The organism is Actinomadura sp. 6N118 (assembly GCF_044326415.1).
Taxonomy (GTDB): Bacteria; Actinomycetota; Actinomycetes; order Streptosporangiales; family Streptosporangiaceae; genus Spirillospora.
Genome location: NZ_JBIRAZ010000011.1, coordinates 233,868 through 253,817, shown reverse-complemented (window position 1 = coordinate 253,817; position 19,950 = coordinate 233,868). Strand labels below are relative to the sequence as shown.

Below are 19,950 nucleotides of genomic sequence, written 5' to 3'. Positions count from 1 at the left end.
TCCAGATGGAACGGAAGTGGCCCTTGAGGGAGATATTTCTCAGGAGACATATCTAGGGTGGTGTGGTGTTGTACGGCAGGGAGGCAGAGGTCGCCGTGATCGACCGGCTGCTGGCCGGAGCGCGGCAGGGCCAGAGTGGCGCGCTGTGCGTCCACGGCGAGGCGGGGATCGGCAAGTCCGCCCTTCTCGACCACGCGGCGAAGGCCGCGGAGTCCGCCGGGATGCGGGTGCTGCGCGCGGTGGGGACCGAGACCGAGGCGGAGCTGCCGTTCGCCGGGCTGCACCTGCTGCTGAACGCCTACGACGGCCGCCTCGACGACCGGCTGAGCGAGCTCGCGGCACCGCAGGAGGCCGCGCTGCGCGGCGCACTCGTCGGGACGCTGGGCGGAGGGTGGGGCGGGGCGGCGGCGCCGGGAGAAGACCGGTTCCTCGTCGGACTGGCCACGTTGACGCTGTTGTCCGACCTCGCCGAGGACAAACCGCTCGTGTGCCTCGTCGACGACACGCAATGGGTTGACCAGGCGTCGGTGGAGGCACTCGTGTTCGCCGCCCGCCGGCTGCGCAGTGAAGGCGTCGCCCTGGTGTTCGCCATGCGGGACGACCCCGAGGTGGTGCCGATCCGGGGCATCCCGGAGCTGCGCGTCGCCGGGCTCGCCGAACAGGACGCGGCCGCACTGCTCGCCGACCTGTCACCGGACCTGCCCGCGCAGGTGCGGGACCGGGTGCTCGCCGAGGCCGGCGGCAACCCGCTGGCCCTGATCGAGCTGCCGCGCTCCGCCGCCGACGAGGGCTGGTCGCCGGTGAGCCCGCTGCCGATCGGCCACCGCGTGCAACGCGCGTTCGTCAGCCAGATCGAGGGGCTCCCGGCGCGCACCCGCAGCCTGCTCACGGTCGCCGCGGCCGACGACTCGGGCGAGGTCGGCGTCGTGCTGCGCGCCGCACGCATGCTGGCGATCCCGGTCGGCGCCATCGAGCCCGCCGAGCGGGCGGGGCTGCTCACGGTGAGCGGGGGCGTGCTGCGCTTCCGCCATCCGCTGGTGCGCTCGGCCGCCTACCAGCGTGCCGTACTGGCCGAACGCAGCGCCGCGCACCAGGCCCTCGCCCGTGCCTGGGACGAGGACCAGGACGCCGACCGCCGTGCCTGGCAGCTGGCCGCCGCCGCCACCGGGCCCGACGACGAGGTCGCCGACATGCTCGAACGCACCGCGCGGCGAGCTGCCGAACGCAACGGCCACGCCGCCGTGGTCGCCGCCTACGAACGTGCCGCGCAGCTCACCACCGACCCGAGGGAGGTGGTCCGCCGGGGTGCCGCGGCGGCGCTCGCCGCGACCGACGCCGGCCAGTTCGACCGTGCCGCCAAGCTGGCCGAACGGTTCGCGAAGGCAGCCGAGGACCCGGCCGACCATGCCCTGCTGGCCGTCGTGCGCGGGCTGGTGGAGTTCGAGAGCGGCTCGCCGCGCGAGTCGGGACGGGCGCTCATCTGCGGAGCGCGGCAGGTCGCCGAGGTGCACCCGGGGTGGTCCGGCAAGCTCCTGGTGATCGGCGTGCACAACGCCTGGCACGGCGCCGACGCCGAGGTGGTCGCCGACGGCGTCGCGCAGCTCCGGGAGCTGCGGCTGGCCCCGGACGATCCGGTCGTTCCTTACATCGGTGCGGTGGAGGCGCTCAGCCGCCTGGGGAGCGACGACGTACCCGGTGCGTACCCGTTGCTGCGCGCGTTCGCCGCTCGGGCGCGCGACGTCGTGCCGGAGACCGACTGGCTGCGGCAGTTCACCGCGCAGCTGCTGCTCATCGCCGGCCAGGACCCCGCGCTGGTCCACCAGCTCGCGGCCGCCATGGTCGCCGACTGGCGCGGCACCGGGCAGATCGGGCACCTCACCGTGGGGCTCCACCACCTCGCGTACGCACAGATCCTGCTGGGCCGTCACAAGATCGCCGCGGTCACCGCGGCCGAGGGGTTGCAACTGGCGACCGACACCGGGCACCGCCCGATCACGGCGCATTTCAGCAGCTGGCTCGGCTGGCTCGCCGCTCTCGAAGGGGACGAGGAACGCTGCCGTGTCCTGGCGAACGAGGGCATCCGGTACGGCGAGGACCACCAGTACCCGCACAGCGTGCTCAGCGGCCAGTGGGCGCTCGCGCTGCTCGATCTCGGTCTCGGGCGGCACCGCGCGGCCTTCGACCGGATGTCCGAGCACTGGCGCGGCTGGTCGTTCGTCGCCAGCCGGAGCGTCGCGGACCTGGTCGACGCCGCAGTGCACATCGACTGCCCCGACGCCGCCCGCGGGCCGCTGGATCAGGTCGAGGAGTGGACGGCGGGTTCCGAGGAGGAGTGGGCCGTCGCGATCCTGCTGCGCTGCCGCGCGATGCTCAGCCCCGCGGACTGCGCCGAGGCGCTCTTCATGGAGGCCCTGGGCCTGCACCAGAAGAGCGACCAGCCGTACGAGCAGGCGCGGACCTGGCTTGCGTACGGCGAGTGGCTGCGCCGCCAACGCCGCAAGCGTGAGGCCCGTACACCGCTCCGCAACGCGCTGGAGAGCTTCGAACGCCTGGGCGCCCGGCTGTGGGCCGAACGGGCCCGGCAAGAACTGCGCGCCGCAGGGGACAGGGCTGGCTCCCGCAAGCCGAAGATCGAGGCGGCCGCGTCCCTCACTCCGCAGGAGCTGCAGGTCGCCCGGCTCGCGGCCACCGGCGCGACCAACCGGGACATCGCGGCGCAACTGCTGATCAGCCCGCGAACGGTCGGCCAGCACCTTTACAACGCGTTCCCCAAGCTCGGTGTCTCCACCCGGGCCGAGCTGGCCCGCCTCGATCTCGACGCAGTCCTCTAACTCGCGCTCTAGCCCGCGGTCAGCAGCGGTCAGCGGCCGTCAGCCGGTGGTGCGTTCCCGGTCAGCACTGCCGGCGAGTCTCTCGTCATCGAGTGAGAGACACCTGACCGAGGAGCCCGAAATGAAGAACGCCCCCGGCATGAAGAACAGCAATGTACTGATCTCCGGTGCCAGCATCGGCGGACCGGCCCTGGCGTACTGGCTGGTCCGGTACGGATTCAACGTGACGATCGTGGAGCTGACCCCGGCGCTGCGCATCGGCGGTCAGGCGATCGACGTACGAGGCCCGGCGTTGGAGGTCGCCGAGCGGATGGGAGTGCTGGACACGATCCGCGACCGGCGAGTCCAGATGCGCGGGATGTCGATGGTGGACGCCGACGGCAAGGAATTGTTCAGCACTACCGATCGCACGATCACCGGCGGCGACCTGGACAGCCCGGACGTCGAGATCCTCCGCGACGACCTGTCGGTCATCATGGCCGAGGCCGCTGAGTCGGCCGGGAAGGTCGAGTACCTGTTCAGCGACTCGATCACCGCGATCGAGCAGGACGGCGACGGCGTGCGCGTCACGTTCAGAAACAGCGAGCCGCGAACCTTCGACCTGGTGGTGGGCGCCGACGGGCTGCACTCCAATACCCGCAGGCTCGTGTTCGGCCCGGAGGCGGACTACATCACGCACATGGGGACCTACCTGTCGGTGTGGAGCATGCCCAACTACCTGGAGCTGGATCGCTGGCAGTTGTTCCACCAGGTCCCGGGCGGCTCCTGGGGCGGCGGTGTGATGAGCGTCCGCGACAACACCGAATGCCGCGTCTACATGGGTTTCGAGACCGACGTGACGCTGGACTACGACTACCGCGACATCGACGCGCAGAAGCGGATCCTGGCCGACCGCCTTGGCGGTGTGGGCTGGGAGCTGCCACGGATGCTGGAGTACATGTGGGAGGCGAAGGACTTCCACCTCGACGCCATGGCGCAGATCCACATGGACACGTGGTCCGACGGCCGGGTCGTGCTGCTCGGGGACGCGGCCTTCTGCGGCTCGCCGCTGTCCGGTCAGGGCACCACCATGGCGATGGTCGCGGCATATGTGCTGGCGGGCGAGCTGAAGGCCGCCAACGGCGACCACGTGAAGGCGTTCGCCGCGTACGAGCAGGAGTTGCGCGAGTATGTGCGGCGTAACCAGGAGCTCGCCTACACCAACAAGGCCCGCATTGAGGCCCAGGCGGCTGCGGACATGGGTGGCGACGCCGAGCTGGATGTGGCCGTGCCCGACTTGGAGGAAGCGGCCGACATCATCAACGGCCTCACCCTCAAGGAGTATTGAGATCAGCGGGGCCGCCAGGTGAACTCTGCCCACATGGTCTGGCCGTCCTCGCCCACATCGTGGCCGGCCTTGTCCGCGTAGACCTCGACGATGAGGAGCCCACGGCCGTACTCCTCATCGTCGCCGGGGCGGCTCGCGGCATGCTGCCAGTCGCCCGAGCCGGAGTCGGTGACGGCGACGCGTGCCCAGCCGTGCCGTACGGTGACCGCCACCGTGAACGTCCCGCCGCTCAGCCCCGCCGGCGTATGGCGGAGGGAGTTGGCCACGAACTCCGAGGTCACCAGCTCGACGTCGGCGGAGCGGGGAGTCTCTTCGAGCATCGCCCTGACGAACGCTCGGGCTGCGGGCACCATGGCCGGTAGACCCGGGTAGGTCAGAGTCCACTCCATGGGAGGACACCTCCGCGCGATCGAATGCTGACGCTCGGTAAGCTGAGTACACAGCTTGAACCTGGGTACCCAGGTTGTCAAGCTATGGTGCGGAACAGTCCGCGGCCGGCCGCTCGGAGTCGCCTTGTCTCAGCCCGCCTACCTGCGCATCGCCGACGATCTGCGACGGCAGATCGTCGACGGTCGCCTCGCGCCGGGCGACCGGGTGCCCTCGCGACACGAGCTCGCCCACGACCACGGAGTCTCCGATCGGGTGGCCGTCGAGGCCGTGCGGCTGCTCACCGCCGAGGGTTATCTGGAGGCGAGACCGGGGGCGGGCACGTTCGTCCGCGCCCGTCCGGAGGTCCGGCGGCTCTCGCGCAGCTGGTACCGCGAGGACCGCGGCGGCTCGCCCTTCGCAGCGGACATGGAGTCGCAGGGACGGGCCAGCACCTGGCGCTCGTCCTCGGAGACCACCACCGCGACGCCGGCGATCGCCGAACGGCTCGACATCGCCACGGGCGACCCGGTCATGCGGACCCGGTACGTGTTCCTGGCGGACGACCAGCCCGTGATGGCGTCCACCTCGTGGGAGCCGCTGGCCATCACGCGCGGCACACCGGTGATGTTCCCCGAGAAGGGCCCGCACGCCGGGCTCGGCGTCGTCGCCCGGATGCGCCTGATCGGCGTCGAGGTGACGCGGGTCTCCGAGATCGTCACGGCGCGCGCGATCATGGCGGAGGAGGTCGAGCGGCTGGGCGAGCCGCTCGGGTCGATCATGATGGTGGTCCAGCGCACGTACGCGGGAGACCGGCCGGTCGAGACGGCCGACATCGTGGTCCCCGTCGACCGGTACGAGCTCTCGTACGTCATCCCCATCGCGCACGCCGACTGACACGCCGGTTTCAGGTCCGCGCGGGGCGTGAAACCACGGTGAAACCGCCGTGAATCCGGGCGCCCGCACGCTCGGGGCATGAATTCGAACCCCTCGCGAACGGCGATTCACGTGGCCGGCCTGCGGAAGTCGTTCGGTGACAAGGTCGTGCTCGACGGCATCGACTTCGATGTCCCGCGCGGAACGATCTTCTCGCTGCTCGGCCCCAACGGCGCAGGCAAGACCACCACCGTGCAGATCCTGTCCACGCTGATCAGCTCCGACGGCGGCGAGCTGTGGGTCGCGGGCCGGGACGTCGCGGTGGACCCCGACGGCGTACGCGCCGCGATCGGCGTCACCGGGCAGTATTCGGCCGTCGACAACCTGCTGACAGGCGAGGAGAACCTGCGCCTGATGGCCGACCTCTACCACCTGGACAAGCGGCGGGTGCGGCCGAGGGCCGCGGAGCTGCTCGAACAGTTCGATCTGGTGGAGGCGGCCAGGAAGACCGCCGCCACGTACTCGGGCGGCATGCGGCGACGGCTCGACCTGGCGATGACGCTGATCGGCGACCCACAGATCATCTTCCTGGACGAGCCGACGGCGGGTCTCGACCCGCGCAGCCGGCGGGCCATGTGGGAGATCATCCGGCGGCTGGTCGCCGGCGGTGTGACGATCTTCCTGACCACCCAGTATCTGGAGGAGGCGGACCAGCTCGCCGATCGGATCGCGCTGCTCGACCACGGCAGGCTCGTCGCCGAGGGCACCGCGGACGAGCTCAAGCGCCTCGTGCCGGGCGGGCACGTCCGGCTGCGGTTCGCCGACACGCACGGGCTCCAGGAGGCCGCGCGCGTCCTCGGCGGGGTCCCGCAGGCCGAGGACGAGCTGACGTTGCAGGTCCCGAGCGATGGCAGCGTGAAGTCGCTGCGGCTCCTGCTCGGCGCGCTCGACGCCGAGTCGATCGAGGTCGTCGACCTGTCGATCCACAAGCCCGATCTCGACGACGTGTTCCTGTCCCTGACCGGCCGGCCCAAGGAGGACGTGCGATGAGCACCATGAAGTACGCCGTGCGTGACACCTCGACGATGTTGCGCCGCAGTCTCAAGCACATGCTGCGCTACCCGTCGATGACGCTGGTGCTGATCGGCATGCCCGTCGTGTTCCTGCTGCTCTTCGTCTACGTGTTCGGCGCGACCCTGGGCGACGGGCTCGGTGGAGGGGGCGGCGGCGGCCGGGAGGCGTACGTCAACTACGTGACCCCGGGGGTCTTCCTGTTCTCCGTGGTCGGCACGGCGACCGCGACGGCGGTCCTGGTCGCGACGGACATGACCCTGGGCATCATCGCCCGGTTCCGCACGATGGCGATCTTCCGGCCGTCGATCCTCACCGCGCACGTGGTCGGAGCCGTGATCCAGACGATGCTCGGCGTCGCGGTGGTCCTCGGCGTCGCCCTGCTGGTCGGCTTCCGGCCCAACGCCGAGCCGGTCGAATGGCTCGCGGTGATCGGCGTGCTCACGCTGTTCGTGCTCGCCATCACCTGGCTCGCGGTCGGGCTCGGGCTGAAGGCCGACAGCCCCGAGACCGCCAGCAACACGCCCATGCCGCTGATGCTCCTGCCGTTCCTCGGCAGCGGCTTCGTCCCCACCGACTCGATGCCGGCCTGGCTGGGCTGGTTCGCCGAATACCAGCCGTTCACGCCCGTCATCGAGACCGTGCGCGGGCTGCTCCTCGGCACGCCGATCGGGAACAACGCCGCGATCGCGGTGGCGTGGTGCACCGGGATCACGGTGGTCTGCTTCCTCTGGTCGCGCAGCCAGTTCAACCGCGAGCAGACGCGCTAGCGACATGTGCAACCGCCGCGTGCCCAGTGCGGCCGTGCCTGGTGCGGACGTGCCTTGCGCGGACGTGCCTTGCGCGGACGTGCCTTGCGCGGACGTGCCCAGTGCGGCCGGTTCTAGTGCGGCCGGTCATCGATCGCGGTCAGGGCGACGGCGCGCAGTTCGTCCCGTTCGAGACCGGCGTAGGCCGACACCGCATCGGTGTACGCCGGTCCATCGGCCTCCTCGGCGACGCGACGGGCGCGCAGGGAGGACATGGTCGGCTGGAAGCGCCGCAGATACCAGAACCGTTCGGCCAGCGCGACCATCCGCACACCGGAACGCACCACGGCCGCGTCGCCCTCGCGTGTCCCGCGGTCGAGGTCCACCATCGCGAGCGCCAGCAGGCCCGCGCCCCAGATCGGAAACTGGACGAGGTACGACGGGGCGTTCGGCACGGGGTCGGAGATGAGTGCGGTCACGCGCTCCGGCAGGTCCGCGACGATGCCCGCGATGAGGTCGAGCCGGCGGTGGTGGGCGTGCGCGATCACGGCGGCCGCCAGGGTCTCCATGCTCCACGGTTCCCGGCCGGCCTGCACGTCCTCGTAGATCGGCTGGAGGCTGCGCTCCCACTCCTCGACGGCCATCCGCCACAGGCGCAGGCCCGTCTCGATGTCGCCGCGCATGAGCTTGATCTCGGCTCGCAGGCTGAGCATGGCCGGGAGGACACCGAACGCGTCCTCCGAATCGTTCGTCACCGCGTCCAGCCGGCGTTCCGCCTCGTCCACGTCGCCGCACAGCAGGTCGGTCTGCACCAGCCCGAGGCCCAAGCCGTCCACGTCGGGCTCGGGCCGCACCCTCCTCGCCGCCTCCAACGCCGCGCGCACGTGATGCCGGGTCTTCTCACACCGTTCGACCTGGGCCGACAGCTCGGCGAGCCGGGAATGGCACTGCAACTGCATCCATGGGTGCGACGCCCGCTCGAACGCCGCCAGCGCCCGGTAAGCGGCCTCCAGCGCCCCGTCAAAGTCGATCTCGTGTTCCGAGGTGTAGCTTGCCCAGAGGTTGGCGGCGCCGGCAAGCAGGGGTTCATCGCTCTCGCAGAGCCCGTCCAGGGTGCGGTGGCCCGGCATGCCGGGGGCAGTGGTCAGCACGACCGTGACGGCGCCGACCAGAGTGTCAGAGGGCGCGGGCGGGAACCGCCGCCGCAACGCGGCCAGCGAGCGCAGTTCGTGCGGCCCTTGCATGAAGGCGCTCACCGCGCAGATCACCAACGCGGTACGGGTGACGTCGACGAGACCCGGCTCGGGCCGGTAGGACGCGAGCACCCGGGCGCTCCTCCCAGCGAGCTCGGCCAGCCGGGTGTATTTCGACTCGACCAGCCACATCCCGCCCAGAACGGCGAACGCCGCCGCGACGGTGGCGCCGTCGGAGCGGTCGAAGCCGTGCCGCAGTGCCTGCAGGAGATTGTCCTGTTCGGCACGGAGACGTTCGGCGGAGGCCGCCGCCACGGTCGCCTCGAAGATCACCTCATGCTCCGCCGCGCCGAAGTCGCGAGCCCAGCCGAGGAAGCCCGCAAGCGCCCGGTCCGTGTCCCCGGCGGCGTCCCGCCGCTCCGAGCTGAACTCCCGTACGGTCTCCAGCATCCGGAAGCGGGTGCCCGCCAGAGTCTCGGTGACCTTGAGGAGCGACTGGTCGACGAGATGCTCCAGCACGTCGAAGACATCTCCGGTTTCGTCATCTCCGCCGTCCCCGAGCAGCCGCCGCGCCGCGTCCGCCGTGAAGCCGTCCGGGAAGATCGACAGGACACGCATCGCGGCCTGCTCGCCCGGGGAGAGGAGATTCCAGCTCCAGTCCACGACGGCGTACAGGGTCTGATGCCGCGCCGGCGCGTCCCGTGCGCCGCCTCGCAGCACGGCGAAACGGTTGGCCAGACGGCGGGATATCTCGGCCACGGACATGACGCGAACGCGTGCCGCCGCCAGCTCCACCGCCAGCGGCAGCCCGTCCAAATGACGGCACAGCTCGGTCACGTCCTCGCCGGGCAGGTCGACCTCGGAACGTACCGCCCGCGCGCGCTGCTCGAAGAGCTCGATCGCGGTAGGCAGATCCAGCTCTGGCAGCTGGTAGACCGATTCTGACGACAGCCCCAGAGGGGCGCGGCTGGTCGTGAGCACCTGAAGGTTCCGCGCCATCGACACCAGCGACTGGACGAGGTCGGCGACGCCGCCTATGACCTGCTCGCAGTTGTCCAGTACGAGGAGCACGGAGCCGGGACCGAGCGCGCGCAGAATGCCGGTGAGCACCTCCGTCGACGCGCGACCCGAGAAGCTCCAGGAGTCACCGACGCCGAGAGCCGACGCGACCTCTCCGGCCACGTCGGCATCCGTCCTGACGCCGGCGAGGGGAACGAAGTGCACGACCCGTTGCTCGGCCTCGCGGCTCACAGCGTGCGCCAGGCGGGTCTTGCCCAGGCCGCCGGCTCCGACGATCGAGGTGACCCGGGACGTCCGCAGGAGTCTCGCGACCGCGGCGATGTCGCCGGTGCGCCCGAGCAACGGGTTCGGCTCGAACCGTACGCCGTGCCGGACCGGCGGCGACTCCTCCTCCAGCAACTCCCGGTGCAGCGCCCGGAGCCCGGGTCCCGGATCGGTGCCGAGCTCGTCGCGCAGGTCACGCCGGTAGGCCTCGTACCTCGCCAGCGCCGCGGACGGCCCGGCCGTCGCCGCCTCGCACCGCAGCAGCTCCGCCAGCACCTCCTCGTCGCGCGGATGGTCGCGGGCCGACTCGGTCAGCGGTTCCATCGCCTCCGCCCGCCGCCCGAGCCGGGACAGCGACAGCGCTCGTACGCGCGCCAGCGACCGCCGTGCGGACCGCCGCTCCAGACGTAGGGCCGACACCGGGTCATCGAGAGACGTGTCCTCAACGGCTCCTTCCCAGAGTGCAAGCCCCTCCTCGGCGCACGCGAGTGCCCCTGCGTGGTCGCCGGCACCCGCGAGCCGTACGGCCGAGGACGAGAGCCGCAGGGCCGCCGCCGCGTCGATCCGGTCCTCGTCTAGCGTCAGCCGGTAGCCGTTCGGAGTGCTCTCGATGAGGTCGGAGCCCAGCTGCGCCCGCGCACGCGACACGATGACCTGGAGGGCCTTGTGCGGGTTCTCGGGGCGTTCGTCCCGCCAGAGCTCCTCCACCAGCCGTGCGGCGCTCCGCCCGCCTCGCGGCTCACCGGCGAGGAGCGCGAGGAGACCGCGCAGCCGGGAGCTCGAAATCTCCTGCCCACGGCAGACCACCCGCGTCAGCACCCGCAGCTCGATGGTCACCGGCCCAGGCTAGCCACCCGGAAATGGTTCGCTGGAGCCTTGGGGACAACACGGCCGCCGTTCGGCCGAGATCAGGTGAGCGGGGTCGTGGTCACCGGTTGCTTCAGGACGCCGCCCTGCATCCACTTGGAGAAGGGCATCTGCCAGTAACCCCAGCCGTTCCACCACTCCAGGGAACGGGCTGTACCGGTGATCGTCACCATGTCGCCGCGATAGGCCCAGTTGTACAACCACTGCGCGTCGTCCGCCGGTGAACGCACGCAGCCGTGGCTGCAGTTCTGCCTGCCCAGGCAGTACGCCTGGGACATGCCCTGGTGGATGTACTCGCCGCTGTTGGAGATGCGGGTCGCCCACGGGATCTGCTCGTCGTAGTAGCCGGGATCGCCCTTCTTCTTTCCCGGCGAGATCATGCGCTCCATCCGGCTGCGGTCCATGGTCAGATGGACTCCGCTCGTGGTGAGCAGCCGGTCGACCCCGTTCACGACCTCGCCGCCCTCACCGAGGCTGACGGGCCAGCTCCGGACCGTACGGCCGTTCTTCTTGGCCACCAGCCGATGGGTCTTGGAGTTGATCGTGACGGTGTGCGAGTCGCCGATGCGGAACTTGCGCGTGACGTCCTTGTCTCCGAACACCTTGTCGCCGATCTTGAGTCCGGCGTAGTGCACGGTCACCGAGACCTTCTGGCGCGGCTTCCAGGGTTCGCGGGGCCGGAAGACGAGGGAGGGCAGACCGTTGAACGACTCGCCGGGGGCGAGCCAGCGCCAGGCGCCCTCGGTCGGGGTGGTGGAGGAGATCTCGACCGCCCGCTCCACCGCCGCCCGGGCCTTCTCCGGCACCGGCTTGGTGAACTGGATGAAGATCGGCATCCCGGTGCCGACCGTCTCGTTCGCGCTCGGGACCACGTTGTTGATCTTGGTGGCGGCGGTGTCCTTGACCGTGCGGAACGCGGCGGTGGCGGTGGTCGACTTGCCCTTCGGTGAGGCCGCGGTCGCCGAGACCTGGTAGCGGCCGCCCGGGACGAGCGTCCAGGTCGAGCGCCAGCTGGTCTTGTCGGGCGACAGCTTGCCCGGCACGTCGAGGCCCTTGAGCTTGACGGCGACCTGGCTGAGCGTACCGCCCGCCGCGGTGATCGAGACGCCCGCGTCGGGCCGGGCGTTGCCGCTCCCGTTCGCCGGAGTGATGGTCAGCTTGGGCGTGCCGTCGTCGCCGCCCTGGCTGGTCGACTTCGTGCCGTCGCCGCCGCCGCCCGCGCAGGCCGCCGTCGCGAGTCCCACGACCAGCGCCATCACCATGGCTCTACCGCGCACCCAGATCCCCCTCAGCCGTTCGGGCCAATACTGATCATGAGATGCCGGTCGAAGGGGAAATGTTTATCACGGTTTGATAACGGTCGGTTTGGTCAGCGGCGGGCTGGTCAGCGGCGGCGGGCTGCGGGGGCGTGCGCCGGGACGGCCGGATGCCGCGGTGTCATCGGGGTGAGGCGCTGGTACGCGGAGCCGAGCGGCGGTCTCGTGTCCCCTTCGCCCCGGTTGGGCCACAGGGCCATGGCGCGTTCCGCCTGTGCCGTGATGGTGAGCGACGGGTTGACGCCCAGGTTGGCCGTGATCGCCGAACCGTCCACGATGTGCAGGCCCGGGTGACCGTAGACACGGTGGTACGGGTCGATCACTCCGGTGTCGGGTGAGTCCCCGATGACGCATCCGCCGAGGAAGTGCGCGGTGGTCGGGATGTTGAAGAGGTCGAACCACGTGCCGCCCGGCTGGGCGTCCAGCTCCTCGCCCAGCAGCCGTACCGCGTCGTGGGCGATGGGGATCCACGTGGGGTTGGGCTCGCCGATGCCGTGCTGCGCGGTGAGCCGGCGGCGCCTGAGCAGCCCGCGCCTCTTCTGCGTGACCGTGACGGAGTTGTCGGCCGTCTGCATGACCAGCGCGATGATCGTCCGTTTGGACCAGTCCCGGATCGAGAGCGCGCGCACGATGAGTCCCGGCCTGCGGACCGCTTCGACGAGGAACTTCGCCCAGCGCGGGGCACGGCCGCCGCCGTCGATGAGCAGGGTCCGGATGAGACCCATCAGGTTGTCGCCGGGGCCGTATCGGGTCGGCTCGATGTGGGTCTTGTCGTCCGGATGGAACGACGAGGTGATGGCCAGTCCGGTGCTGTGGTCGATGTCGCCCTTGCGGTGCCAGCCGGTCATGCGTTCCACGCCGAGGAGGGCCTCGGAGTTGGTGCGCGTCAGCTCGCCCAGGCGGGAGGAGAGGTTGGGCAGACGGCCGCTCGCCCGCATGCGGTGGAGCAGTTGCTGCGTGCCGTACGTTCCGGCGGCGAGGATCACGTGCTCGGCGGTCAACCGGCGGCGCCTGCGGAGGGGGAGGGCCTGCGTCCGTACGATCTCGACCTCGTAGCCGCCGCCGTCACGCGGGTCGATCCCGGTGACCGTGGTGTCGGGGAGCACCTGCACCCCGGCTTGCTCGGCGAGGTAGAGGTAGTTCTTGACGAGCGTGTTCTTGGCACCCACCTTGCAGCCGACCATGCATGCACCGCAGGCCGTGCAGGCGCTCCGCCTCGGCCCGGCGCCCCCGAAGTACGGGTCGTCGGTCTCCTCGCCGGGGATCGTCTTGTCATCACCGAAGAAGACGCCCACCGGGGTCGCGTGCCAGGTGTCGCCCACGCCCATGCGCTTGGCGACCTTCTGCATCGCCTCGTCCGCCGGCGTCACAAGCGGGTTGAGCGTCACGCCCAGCATGCGCTTCGCCTGGTCGTAGTAGGGCGCGAGCTCCTCCCGCCAGTCGGTGATGTGGCCCCACTGCCGGTCGTTGTAGAACGGGTCGAGCGGCTCGTACAGCGTGTTGGCGTACACCAGCGAACCGCCACCGACACCTGCCCCGGCCAGCACGAGCACGCCCGCCTTGCCGCCCACCAGGTGCATGCGCTGGATCCCGCGCAAGCCGAGGCGCGGCGCCCACAGATAGCGGCGCAGCCGCCAGGACGTCTTGGGCAGGCTGCCCTCGTCGAACCGGCGGCCCGCTTCGAGGACCGCGACCCGGTACCCCTTCTCGGCAAGGCGCAGCGCCGCCACGCTGCCGCCGAATCCCGACCCGACCACGATCACGTCGTAGTCGTACGAACGCGCCTCGGACGCCTCTGTCACGCGACACCTCCACGTATGGCCCCGTAAAGGCAACCTACGATCGGGCCCTGCCGGGCCGCCGCGCTATTGAGTCATCTTGATAATTTTCGCCGATCTTGTCAGTTGACTGACAAAGTCCTCATCGGCGGGCGGTGATGAAGTGGCTCTGGAGCGGCAGGACCACCCCGTCATCGTCGGTCCAGGGCTCAAGGCGCTCATCGAGATCGGCACGGAGGGCCTCGCGGGTGGCGGTGTCGAGGTCGCCGAGCGGGCCGGCCAGCGGGGAGCCCTGCTCCTCGTTGTCGATCAGGTCGCCCGCCGAGTCGAACCGCGCCGCGCCCACGGCGATGCGCATCCGCACGTCCGTCAGCCCGGCGTGCGACACCATCTGACGCAGCTCGTCCTGGGACAACACCGGGAACGGCGAGCGCATGATCAACGCGGTCTCGGGGCCCACATGCTTCTCCAGCGCGGCGACCAAGGCGGCGAAGCCGGGGTTGTGGTCGATCGTCCGCCAGACCGCGAGCGTCAGCCGCCCGCCGGGCGCCAGCACCCGGCCCATGTCCTTGAGCGCGGCGTCCCAGTTGGGGAAGAACTGCAGGCCCTGCTGGCAGTAGAGGAGGTCGAACGACTCGTCCGGGAAGGGCAGCTCACCGGCGCCGCCCTGCTGCCACTCGATGTGGGGCCTGATATCTCCCGACACGGCACGCGCGACCTCGAGCATCCCCTCGTTGATGTCCACGCCGACGATCTGGCCCCGGTCCTCCATCCGCCGCGCCGCCGTCCGCGCCACGATCCCGGTCCCGCAGGCCACGTCCAGGACCCGTTCACCGGGTCTGGGCGGCGTCAGGCCGATCAGACGCTCCGCCCAGGGAGCGAAGATCGCCGGTACGAGATGCCGCTCGTACCCGGCCGCGGTCGACTCGCCGAGCTGCCAGCCGGACTGGTTCATGGTGACCTCCTGCCCCGGCTCCCGTGCACCGCGCCTCTGGTTTCGAGCGTACGCGTCGTGCCGTCGAAGGCCAGACCCCGACCCCGCCCTTCAGACCCGGCCCTGTCGCATCATGCGGCAGACGGCGTAGGCGGTCGCGGTGAGGTCGGATCCGGCCTCCCGGAAGGCGGTGTCGAGGTCGCGCGGGCCTGGGGAGATGGACAGCACGGCCGTGGCGCCGCGCTCGTACAACCGCTGGGCTTCCGGAGTGAGCGTGCCGCCAAGCACCACGCAGGGCACACCGGCCTCGGCGCATGCGTCCACGACGGCGCGGATGGTCTTGCCCGCGTCGGTGCTCGCGTCGATCTTGCCCTCGGCGGTGAGGCAGAGATTTGCGCCGACCAGGAGATCATCGAAGCGGGTCAGCTGCCGGATCAGTCCCGCGCCGGGCATCATCCGGGCCCCGAGCGCCAGCAGCGCCGCACCGAGCCCGCCCGCCGCGCCGCCGCCGGGTGCCGCACCGACGTTCAGCAGAGGGGCGAGGCGCCGCAGGCCGTCGTCGAGCACCTCGACCATGTCCGGGTCGGCACCCTTCTGCGGGCCGAAGACCCGGGCCGCGCCGTCCGGGCCGTACAGGGGGCTGACCACGTCGGCGGCGACGACCAGTTCGACGCCTTTCAGCCGTTCGCGGGCGGGCGCGAGATCGACGGAATGCACATGTGCCAGGTCGGCCCCGCTCCCTGACAGTCGCCGTCCCTCGCCATCCAGGATCTCCGCCCCGAGGGCCGCGAGGAGGCCGGTCCCGCCGTCCATGGTGGCCGTGCCCCCGAGAAACACGACGACCCGCCGCGCTTCGCCGGCGGCGGCAAGGAGCGGGGCGGCGAGCCCCGCGCTGGAGGCGCGCATCGGATCGCGCTCGCCCTCGGCGAGCGCCCCCCAGCCGACCGCCTCGGCCGCCTCAACGATCGCGGTGCCGTCGTCGAGGCGGCCGACCTTGGCCCGCCAGGGACGCCCGAACGCGTCCACACCGTCCACATCGAGGACCGTGCCGCCGCGCGCCTCCTGCACGGTGCCGCGCGACCCCTCCCCGCCGTCGGCGAGCGGGTGCTCGACGGGCTCGCCGCCCGCAGCGCGGACCCCGGCGGCGAGGGCGGCGGCGGCCTCGACCGCATCGAGTGAGCCGCGCAGCTTGTCAGGGGCGCAGATGACACGCACAGTCATCGCTCCTTTCGGGGAATGACGTCTTGCATACTTGTAAGACAAGTATGCAAGTCAGTCTAGTGTTCTTGTGAAATAATCCCGCCGGAAGGGGGCTCATGTCCGTGCGTCTGCAGGCGACGTCGCTGGTCGATGCGCTGGTCGGCGAGCTTCGTGAGCGCATGCTCGACGGGCGGCTGGCCGGTGGCACGGTCCTGACCGAGACCGAGGTCGCCGGTGAGTACGAGGTGGCCCGGCCCACCGCCAAGGCCGCCATCGAACGGCTCGTCAGCGAGGGCCTGCTGCGCCGTGGCGCGCACAAGAGCGCCCGGGTCCCGGTCTTCGACGCGGCCGACGTCGCTGATCTCTACCTCTCCCGGACGCTCCTGGAACGCCAGGTCATGCGCGAGCTGGCCCAGCAGCGGCTGGTCCCGCCCGCCGCCCTGGAGGCCCAGGCAGAGATCCGCAAGCTGGGCGGTCCCGGCGGGTCGAGCACCGCGATCGTCGAGCCCGACGTGCGTTTCCATCGGTCACTCGTGGACGCCCTCGGCAGCCCCCGGCTCAGCCGCGTGCACAGCTCGATCATGGCCGAGATGCGCCTGTGCATGGCCCAGGTGCAGGCGTACGAGCTGCTCCGCATCGCCGAGATCGCCGATGAGCACCAGGCCATCCTCGACGCCATCGCCGACGGCGCGCCTGAGCGCGCCGACGAGGCCCTCGCGTTCCATCTCACGAGGGCCCGTCACCAATTGCTCGCCAAGCTCACTTGATCTACGGGAGATCCATGCGCGTCGCCCTGCACACCCGCCTGCGCCCCGGCAAGGAGGCCGAGTACGAGGCCGCCCACCGCGAGGTCCCGCCCGAGCTGACCGCGGCTATCCGTGCCGCAGGCGCCCGCGAGTGGACGATCTGGCGCAGCGGCCTCGACCTCTTCCACGTGATCGACTGCGAGGACTACGACCGGCTGCTCGCCGAGGTCGGCCGCCTGGAGATCAACACCGTCTGGCAGGCCCGGATGGGCGAGCTTCTGGACGTCAAACACGACTACTCCGCGGAGGGCGGCGACCAGACCCTCCCCATCGTCTGGCAGCTCTGACGGCCGGGCCTCGTCAGGGGAGCTCGGTCTCCAGTTTGGCCAGCTGGGCCTCGTAGATGCGCCGAAGCCCGGAGGGGGCAAAGCGGCGCTCGAAGAACCCGCCGATGCCGCCCGCGCCGTCCCAGGTCGTCTCGACCCGGACACGGGAGCCGCTGCCCTCCGGCGCGACGGTCCAGGTGGTGACCATCGAGGAGTTGGCGTCCCGTTCCACCAGGGTGTGCTCGCTCGGAACGGTGACGGAGACCAGGCAGTCACGCACGCGCTTGCTGGTGGCGGCCAGCTTCCAGTGCACCACCGTGCCCTCGCCCTGCCCGCCTTCCCGCACCTCGTACTCGCTGAAGTGCTCGGTCAGCATTCTGCTCCGGACTCCCGTGTAGTCGCTGAGCGCGGCGACCACCTTCTCGGTGCCGGCGGTGAGCGTCTTCTCTGCGGTAGCGGTGACCTTTCCCATGCCGCCATCCTCTCGCACCCGCGGGGCTGTCAGCGATTGATCGGAAATCGTCAGCGCGTTGTGCGATGAGTGTCAGGGGGTACGCCGAGTCTGCATTGCATGGACGCATTGGTGGTGATCGGACGGCTCGCGCTGCGGCTGGGCCTGGGGGCTTGGTCGGTCAAGCTCTGGTGGGACTTGCTCGCGGCTTCGCTCGTCACGGACACCGCCGGGCTGGAGCGGTTGCTCGTGGGCGGGCTGATGCTGTTCGCCACCGATCTGGCGATCAACGTGGCGATGGGCCTGGTGCCGGGCCTGCTCGCGCGGCTTCAGTGTCCGCGGACGATGAGGCCGAGCAGCCTGCGGGGCCGTTTGCGCCGGAACGCCGCGCGTTCGTTGACCTGCGGGTACGGCTCGGCGGGGACGGGGACGCCGAGGAATTCGCACAGCGGGTCCCAGCCGTCGCCGGCCTCGAAGACCAGCAGGCGTTCGGGCGGGATCGTGGCCTTGACCTCGGCGATGTGGCGTTCGAAGACCTTCATGACATGGTCGCGGTCGTCGATCCGGCCGTCGAAGACCCGGTCCATGACGGTGGCTCTGGCCATGCGCGGATAGAGGGCGAAGTCGGGCGAACGGCGGCGTACCAGCCAGCGGACGACCCGGCGGCGGAGCGGGAGCGGGCGCCGTTCGGCGAGCGCGCTGGCGAAGATGGTCTCGCTGACACTCGCGTACCACTTCGCCGGGTCGCGAACGGTCAGGATGACCTTCGAGTCGGGATAGTGCTCGGCCAGCTCGCGCCAGTAGGAGGCAGCGGGCCAGTCGAGCGCCGCCTGATAGCCGGCGAAGACCCCGTCCCAGTCGGACGAGCGTCCCTCGCCGATGTCGAGCCACTGGCGCACCCGCGACGGCTCGGCGATGATCTCGGACATGTGGTAGCAGGGCCCGAAGCCCAGTGTTTCCAGCGCCGCCTTCAACGATCTCGTGCCCGTCCGGCCGAAGCCCGCGCCGATGACCTTCACATCTGATCCGTTTCTGATCTGCGCCGTCTACTTTTGCAGGGCGATGAGCCGGTTGTATGTCGATATGGCCGCCGTGGCAATGGAGCTGAACGATGGACGGTGTGGGCTTTCCAGGGTCTGTTCTTGACGCGCTGCGGAGTTCTCCGGGCAGGACGGTCTTCGAGCAGGGCGACCGGAGCGTTTCGCGGGGTGAGCTGCTGGAGCTGATCTGGCGTTGGGCGGGCGCGCTACGCGAGGCCGGGTTGGGGCCGGGACAGGGAGTCGCGATCTGCACGGCCGTTTCGCCCGAGGCCTTCGCCGCGCACATGGGTGCGCATGTGCTGGGGTGCAGGGTGGTGGGGGTACGGCCCGGGTACGCGGCGGGGCAGCTCGCCCATGTGCTTGGGATGGGTGTCGAGGTCCTTGTCGTGGATCGTTCGACTGCGACGCCGGAGCTGCTCTCGGCGGCCGGCGCGATCCCGGTGATGTCGCTTGAGGAGTGTCCCGACGAGCGGCGGCCGGTGGAGGTGACGGCGCGCCCGGATGACGTCGCCGCGTTGAACTTCACCAGCGGCAGCACCGGGCGGCCGAAGGGGTGTGCGATCACCTATCGGGCGCTGGGCGAGCACTGGGCATGGCAGCCGCCCCTGTGGTCTCCGGTCGCGCGGGAGCTCGCCGGCGCGTTCGAGCGGTACATGGTGTTCGGGACGCTGGCCAGCATGGTCGTCATGGAGTTCTTGGCGTTGTGCGTGCTGGGGGAGGGCACGGCCGTGATCCCCGAAGAGGACGGGCGGCCGCTGTTCCCGTACGCGATCGAGCGCCATGGGATCACGGGCTCCATCATCACCGTGCCGAGGCTGCACACGATGCTGGAGGTGCTCAGGGACGAGCCGGTGGACGTCGGCAGCCTGCGCGGGCTCATGGTCTCCGGATCGCCGCTCAGCCCGGATCGGCTGGCAGCGGCGGTGCAGCGGCTCGGGCCGGTGGTCTACCAGGGGTACGGGCAGACGGAGGCGGGCTCGATCTCGATGCTCACTCCAGCCGACATCGCCCGCGGGCCCTCGGGGGTTCTGGCCTCTGTCGGCCGTCCGCATCCGCGAGTGGAGATCAGCGTGCGGGATGGTGAGATCTACGTGCGTAGCCCGTACCTGATGACGGGCTACTGGGCGGACGAGGCGGAGACCGGCGACACCCTGCGGGACGGCTGGCTGCGTACGCGCGACCTCGGTCACCTGGACGAGAACGGCTTCCTGTACCTCACGGGCCGTACCCGCGACGCGATCATGGTGAACGCGATGGTGGTGTACGCGGGGCCGATCGAAGGCGCGCTGGCCCGCCATCCGGACGTCATGGAGGCCTACGTCGTCGGGGCACCGGACGACCGGACGGGCGAGGCCGTCCACGCGTTCGTCGTGCTGTTGGACGGGCGGGAGCCGGACCGCGAGGCGCTCCGCGCGCTGGTCCACGCCGAGCTCGGCGCCGACAGCGTGCCACAGACGATCACGACCGTGTCCGGTGTGCCGGTCGCCGCGAGCGGCAAGCCCGACAAGGCGGCCCTGCTTTCTGATCCCACACTGCTTTCTGATCGTTCTCTGAGGATTCCCCGCGAGCATTGAGGTTGTCTGTTCAACGACATC

At 70.6% G+C, this 19,950-nt stretch carries 16 protein-coding genes; 8 read left to right on the top strand and 8 right to left on the bottom strand.

Features of this window, described 5'->3' with window-relative positions; translation table 11 throughout:
- Positions 1–65: 65 nt before the first annotated feature.
- Positions 66–2,831 carry an ATP-binding protein gene (locus ACH34W_RS28380; protein WP_395964146.1) on the top strand — a complete coding sequence of 922 codons (2,766 nt, stop codon included), beginning with the start codon at positions 66–68 and terminating at the stop codon, positions 2,829–2,831.
- 121 nt (positions 2,832–2,952) lie between these two features.
- The gene (locus ACH34W_RS28375; protein WP_395964145.1) at positions 2,953–4,158 is read left to right on the top strand and encodes an FAD-dependent monooxygenase; all 1,206 of its coding nucleotides are present in this window, start codon (positions 2,953–2,955) and stop codon (positions 4,156–4,158) included.
- Between the two features lie 2 nt (positions 4,159–4,160).
- Here the strand turns inward: ACH34W_RS28375 and ACH34W_RS28370 are convergent, their stop codons facing one another.
- On the bottom strand, positions 4,161–4,547 hold the full coding sequence (locus ACH34W_RS28370; RefSeq protein ID WP_395964144.1) for an ATP-binding protein: 387 nt from the start codon (positions 4,545–4,547) through the stop codon (positions 4,161–4,163).
- A 124-nt stretch (positions 4,548–4,671) separates the two neighbouring features.
- On the opposite strand from ACH34W_RS28370, the gene ACH34W_RS28365 reads away from it, so the two are divergent.
- From ACH34W_RS28365 to ACH34W_RS28355, 3 genes are all read left to right on the top strand, one after another.
- Positions 4,672–5,421 carry a GntR family transcriptional regulator gene (locus tag ACH34W_RS28365; RefSeq protein ID WP_395964143.1) on the top strand — a complete coding sequence of 250 codons (750 nt, stop codon included), beginning with the start codon at positions 4,672–4,674 and terminating at the stop codon, positions 5,419–5,421.
- A gap of 78 nt (positions 5,422–5,499) precedes the next feature.
- The gene (locus ACH34W_RS28360; RefSeq protein ID WP_395964142.1) at positions 5,500–6,450 is read left to right on the top strand and encodes an ATP-binding cassette domain-containing protein; all 951 of its coding nucleotides are present in this window, start codon (positions 5,500–5,502) and stop codon (positions 6,448–6,450) included.
- The gene (locus ACH34W_RS28355) at positions 6,447–7,241 is read left to right on the top strand and encodes an ABC transporter permease (RefSeq protein WP_395964141.1); all 795 of its coding nucleotides are present in this window, start codon (positions 6,447–6,449) and stop codon (positions 7,239–7,241) included. Before ACH34W_RS28360 ends, ACH34W_RS28355 begins: the two co-directional genes overlap by 4 nt.
- A 113-nt stretch (positions 7,242–7,354) precedes the next feature.
- Here the strand turns inward: ACH34W_RS28355 and ACH34W_RS28350 are convergent, their stop codons facing one another.
- From ACH34W_RS28350 to ACH34W_RS28330, 5 genes are all read right to left on the bottom strand, one after another.
- Positions 7,355–10,534, bottom strand: a complete 3,180-nt coding sequence (locus tag ACH34W_RS28350; RefSeq protein WP_395964140.1) for an ATP-binding protein — start codon at positions 10,532–10,534, stop codon at positions 7,355–7,357.
- Between the two features lie 71 nt (positions 10,535–10,605).
- Positions 10,606–11,841, bottom strand: a complete 1,236-nt coding sequence (locus ACH34W_RS28345; protein WP_395964139.1) for an Ig-like domain-containing protein — start codon at positions 11,839–11,841, stop codon at positions 10,606–10,608.
- Positions 11,842–11,948: 107 nt separating this feature from the next.
- Entirely contained in the window at positions 11,949–13,682 is a 1,734-nt protein-coding gene (locus tag ACH34W_RS28340) for an FAD-dependent oxidoreductase (RefSeq protein ID WP_395964138.1), read from the bottom strand.
- Positions 13,683–13,800: 118 nt separating this feature from the next.
- Complete coding sequence (locus ACH34W_RS28335) at positions 13,801–14,613, bottom strand: methyltransferase domain-containing protein (protein WP_395964137.1); 813 nt, start codon at positions 14,611–14,613, stop codon at positions 13,801–13,803.
- Positions 14,614–14,703: 90 nt separating this feature from the next.
- On the bottom strand, positions 14,704–15,813 hold the full coding sequence (locus tag ACH34W_RS28330) for a glycerate kinase (protein ID WP_395964136.1): 1,110 nt from the start codon (positions 15,811–15,813) through the stop codon (positions 14,704–14,706).
- Between the two features lie 95 nt (positions 15,814–15,908).
- Here ACH34W_RS28330 and ACH34W_RS28325 point away from each other — a divergent pair, with 95 nt between their 5' ends.
- Positions 15,909–16,559: a GntR family transcriptional regulator gene (locus ACH34W_RS28325; protein WP_395964135.1), complete on the top strand. Its 651-nt coding sequence runs from the start codon at positions 15,909–15,911 to the stop codon at positions 16,557–16,559.
- Between the two features lie 14 nt (positions 16,560–16,573).
- Positions 16,574–16,885, top strand: coding sequence for an L-rhamnose mutarotase (locus ACH34W_RS28320; protein WP_395964134.1), 312 nt, complete (start codon positions 16,574–16,576; stop codon positions 16,883–16,885).
- Between the two features lie 13 nt (positions 16,886–16,898).
- Here the strand turns inward: ACH34W_RS28320 and ACH34W_RS28315 are convergent, their stop codons facing one another.
- Positions 16,899–17,336, bottom strand: a complete 438-nt coding sequence (locus ACH34W_RS28315) for an SRPBCC family protein (protein ID WP_395964133.1) — start codon at positions 17,334–17,336, stop codon at positions 16,899–16,901.
- Positions 17,337–17,644: 308 nt separating this feature from the next.
- On the bottom strand, positions 17,645–18,334 hold the full coding sequence (locus ACH34W_RS28310) for a sulfotransferase family protein (RefSeq protein WP_395964132.1): 690 nt from the start codon (positions 18,332–18,334) through the stop codon (positions 17,645–17,647).
- Positions 18,335–18,426: 92 nt separating this feature from the next.
- On the opposite strand from ACH34W_RS28310, the gene ACH34W_RS28305 reads away from it, so the two are divergent.
- Positions 18,427–19,929: a class I adenylate-forming enzyme family protein gene (locus tag ACH34W_RS28305; RefSeq protein ID WP_395964131.1), complete on the top strand. Its 1,503-nt coding sequence runs from the start codon at positions 18,427–18,429 to the stop codon at positions 19,927–19,929.
- Positions 19,930–19,950: the final 21 nt, after the last annotated feature.

Excerpts from the sequence above, each read along its gene's own strand:
- ACH34W_RS28320 (WP_395964134.1), top strand. The coding sequence starts at position 16,574 with ATGCGCGTCGCCCTGCACACCCGCCTGCGCCCCGGCAAGGAGGCCGAG.
- ACH34W_RS28355 (WP_395964141.1), top strand. The coding sequence starts at position 6,447 with ATGAGCACCATGAAGTACGCCGTGCGTGACACCTCGACGATGTTGCGC.
- ACH34W_RS28330 (WP_395964136.1), bottom strand. The coding sequence starts at position 15,813 with ATGACTGTGCGTGTCATCTGCGCCCCTGACAAGCTGCGCGGCTCACTC.
- ACH34W_RS28325 (WP_395964135.1), top strand. The coding sequence starts at position 15,909 with ATGTCCGTGCGTCTGCAGGCGACGTCGCTGGTCGATGCGCTGGTCGGC.
- ACH34W_RS28370 (WP_395964144.1), bottom strand. The coding sequence starts at position 4,547 with ATGGAGTGGACTCTGACCTACCCGGGTCTACCGGCCATGGTGCCCGCA.
- ACH34W_RS28360 (WP_395964142.1), top strand. The coding sequence starts at position 5,500 with ATGAATTCGAACCCCTCGCGAACGGCGATTCACGTGGCCGGCCTGCGG.
- ACH34W_RS28315 (WP_395964133.1), bottom strand. The coding sequence starts at position 17,336 with ATGGGAAAGGTCACCGCTACCGCAGAGAAGACGCTCACCGCCGGCACC.
- ACH34W_RS28375 (WP_395964145.1), top strand. The coding sequence starts at position 2,953 with ATGAAGAACGCCCCCGGCATGAAGAACAGCAATGTACTGATCTCCGGT.
- ACH34W_RS28335 (WP_395964137.1), bottom strand. The coding sequence starts at position 14,613 with ATGAACCAGTCCGGCTGGCAGCTCGGCGAGTCGACCGCGGCCGGGTAC.
- ACH34W_RS28305 (WP_395964131.1), top strand. The coding sequence starts at position 18,427 with ATGGACGGTGTGGGCTTTCCAGGGTCTGTTCTTGACGCGCTGCGGAGT.